The sequence below is a fragment of the Streptomyces sp. ATLC9 genome (assembly GCF_057196705.1).
This window is the reverse complement of sequence record NZ_JBXUOY010000420.1, coordinates 1-3,064: the sequence shown is the minus strand read 5'-3', so window position 1 is coordinate 3,064 and position 3,064 is coordinate 1. Positions and strand designations below refer to the sequence as shown.

At 73.0% G+C, this 3,064-nt stretch carries 4 protein-coding genes; all 4 read left to right on the top strand.

The features are described 5' to 3' along the window. Positions 1-4 precede the first annotated feature (4 nt). The 4 genes from AC2CJA_RS25725 (at position 5) to AC2CJA_RS25710 (ending at position 2,987) form a co-directional block, all read left to right on the top strand. Complete coding sequence (locus AC2CJA_RS25725) at positions 5-850, top strand: HipA family kinase (protein WP_484605069.1); 846 nt, start codon at positions 5-7, stop codon at positions 848-850. After that, on the top strand, positions 847-1,242 hold the full coding sequence (locus AC2CJA_RS25720; RefSeq protein ID WP_484605068.1) for a DUF3037 domain-containing protein: 396 nt from the start codon (positions 847-849) through the stop codon (positions 1,240-1,242). Before AC2CJA_RS25725 ends, AC2CJA_RS25720 begins: the two co-directional genes overlap by 4 nt. 177 nt (positions 1,243-1,419) lie before the next feature. Then, the gene (fabG, locus tag AC2CJA_RS25715) at positions 1,420-2,181 is read left to right on the top strand and encodes a 3-oxoacyl-ACP reductase FabG (RefSeq protein WP_484605067.1); all 762 of its coding nucleotides are present in this window, start codon (positions 1,420-1,422) and stop codon (positions 2,179-2,181) included. A gap of 50 nt (positions 2,182-2,231) precedes the next feature. Next, positions 2,232-2,987: an SDR family oxidoreductase gene (locus tag AC2CJA_RS25710; RefSeq protein ID WP_484605066.1), complete on the top strand. Its 756-nt coding sequence runs from the start codon at positions 2,232-2,234 to the stop codon at positions 2,985-2,987. Positions 2,988-3,064 lie beyond the last annotated feature (77 nt).

Genomic DNA, 3,064 nt, shown 5'->3' with positions numbered 1-3,064 from the left:
GAAAATGCTTCCCGAAGTCACCGCCACGCGCTATGTGACGCCCCTGCGCGAGGGCGGATCGCTGCCCGGCATCGTCGAGGCCGACGACCTGGGCACCTATGTCGTGAAGTTCACCGGAGCCGGGCAGGGCCGCAAGACCCTGGTGGCCGAAGTGCTGTGCGGGCGGCTCGCCCAGCGGCTCGGCCTGCGCGTGCCCGATCTGGTGCGCGTACAGCTGGATCCGGTGATCGGTCTGGGCGAGCCCGACCAGGAGGTGCAGGAGCTGCTCAAGGCCAGCGGCGGGCTGAACCTGGGCATGGACTTCCTGCCCGGCTCGATGGGCTTCGACCCGCTCGCCTACCGGGTGGACGCGCGGGAGGCGGGGCGCGTGGTGTGGTTCGACGCCCTGACCGGCAACGTCGACCGCTCCTGGCGCAACCCCAACATGCTGGTCTGGCACGGCGACCTGTGGCTCATCGACCACGGCGCCAGCCTGATCTGGCACCACAACTGGGCCACCGCGGCCAAGGCGGCCGACAAGCCGTACGACGCCTCCGACCACGCCCTGGCGCCCATGGGCCCGGACGTCGCCTCGGCCGCCGCCGAGCTGGCGCCTCGGGTGACCGGGGAGCTGCTGGCCGAGTGCGCGGCCGACATCCCCGACGAGTGGCTGGCCGGAGAGCCCGGCTTCGACACGCCGGACGCGCTGCGCCGCGCCTACACCGAGGTGCTGGCCACCCGGGCCGGTACGGTCCACGAGCGGATCACCGTCGGCGCCCCGAGCCAGGACGGGCCCTCCAGGGCGCCCGGCTGGCTGAAGGACTGGGCGGACGCCGTCAGCGGGCTGAACAAGGACGGAGGGGCGCGGTGAGCGGGCGGTTCGGCGGGCGTGACGTCTTCGAGTACGCCGTGCTGCGCGTCGTCCCCCGCGTGGAGCGCGGCGAGATGATCAACGCCGGGGTCGTCGTCTACTGCCGCGCCCGGTCCTTCGTCACGGCCCGCACCCATCTGGACGTCGGACGGCTGCGGGTGCTCGATCCGCACGCCGACGTCGAGGGGGTGCGGGCGGCCCTGCACGCGGTGGAGTGCCTGTGCCGGGGCGGGGCGGAGGCCGGACAGGCGGCCGCCGACGACGCCGGACGGCGCTTCCGGTGGCTGGCCGCACCCCGCTCCACCGTCCTCCAGCCGGGGCCGGTGCACACCGGGCTGACCGCCGACCCCGAGGCGGAGGCCGAACGGCTGCTGGAGGTGCTGGTGCGCTGAGAGGGCGCACCGGCAGGCCCCTCGGCGGGCTCGGTGCACCGGGGAGGCGGCGGCCCGGACGTGGGGTGGGCCTCACCGCGCCGGTGGCCGTTGACACAGCGTGTCCGTGCTTCTAGCGTCACGTCTGCCGAAGGTACTAAGCGGTTGCTCACCCATTCGAGTGCGAGGAGAACCAGCATGCCCACCACCGAGCAGCGTGTCGCGATCGTCACGGGCGGAGCCAGGGGGATCGGCGCCGCCACCGCCGTCCGGCTCGCCGCCGAGGGCCGGGCCGTCGCCGTGCTCGACCTGGCCGAGTCGGCCTGCGCGGACGTCGTGGAGAAGATCACCGCGGCGGGCGGCCGGGCGCTGGCGGTCGGCTGCGACGTGTCGGACACCGGGCAGGTGGAGGCCGCCGTCGCGCGGGTCGCCGATGAGCTGGGCGCGCCGACCGTCCTGGTCAACAACGCCGGGGTGCTCCGCGACAACCTGCTGTTCAAGATGAGCGACTCCGACTGGGACACCGTCATGAACGTGCACCTGCGCGGTGCCTTCCTGATGTCCCGGGCCTGCCAGAAGCACATGGTCGACGCCGGGTTCGGCCGGATCGTCAACCTCTCCTCCAGCTCCGCGCTGGGCAACCGGGGCCAGGCCAACTACGCCGCCGCCAAGGCCGGTCTGCAGGGCTTCACCAAGACCCTCGCCAAGGAGCTGGGCAAGTTCGGCATCACCGCCAACGCCGTGGCCCCCGGCTTCATCGTCACCGAGATGACCGCGGCCACCGCCGCCCGCGTCGGCATGGACTTCGAGGACTTCCAGAAGGCCGCCGCCTCCCAGATCCCCGTCCAGCGCGTGGGCAGGCCCGAGGACATCGCGAACGCCATCGCGTTCTTCACCGGCGAGGAGTCCGGTTTCGTCTCCGGCCAGGTGATGTACGTGGCCGGCGGTCCCCTCAACTGACGGCCGCCGACGGCCGCACCGTGAAAACGACGGAACGGAAAGAACAGCTCATGGCAGTGCAGGACAGCGGCAGGGCCGCCCTGATCACCGGAGCGAGCCGGGGCATCGGCTACGGCATCGCCGAGGCGCTCGTGGCCCGCGGCGACCGGGTGTGCATCACAGGCCGCAACGAGGACGCCCTCGCGGAGGCCGTGGAGCGGCTCGGCGCGGACCGGGCCATCGGCGTCGCCGGGAAGGCCCATGACGAGGCCCACCAGGCGGAGGCCGTCGAACGCACCATGGAGGCGTTCGGCCGCGTCGACCACCTGGTCAACAACGCGGGCACCAACCCGGTCTTCGGGCCCATCGCGGAACTGGACCTGAACGTCGCCCGCAAGGTCTTCGACACCAATGTCCTCTCCGCGCTCGGGTTCGCCCAGCGCACCTGGGCGGCCTGGCAGAAGGAGCACGGCGGCACCATCGTCAACATCGCCTCCGTAGCCGGGCTGTCGGCCTCGCCCTTCATCGGCGCCTACGGCATCAGCAAGGCCGCGATGGTCAACCTCACCCTCCAGCTCGCCCACGAGCTGTCGCCGGGCGTGCGGGTCAACGCCATCGCCCCGGCCGTGGTGAAGACGAAGTTCGCCGCCGCGCTCTACGAGGGGCGCGAGGAGGAGGTGGCCGGGCGCTACCCGATGGGGCGGCTGGGCACCCCCGAGGACGTCGGGGGAGCGGCGGCCTTCCTCACCTCCGGCGACTCCGGCTGGATCACCGGCCAGACCCTCGTGGTCGACGGCGGGATCTTCCTCAACGCCGGGGTCGGGTGATCCCCGGGCCCCGGAGCGCCGCGACGGCGGGCCGGGGCCCGCACCGTTCCGGCGCCGCGCGGCCCCTCCGAAGGGGC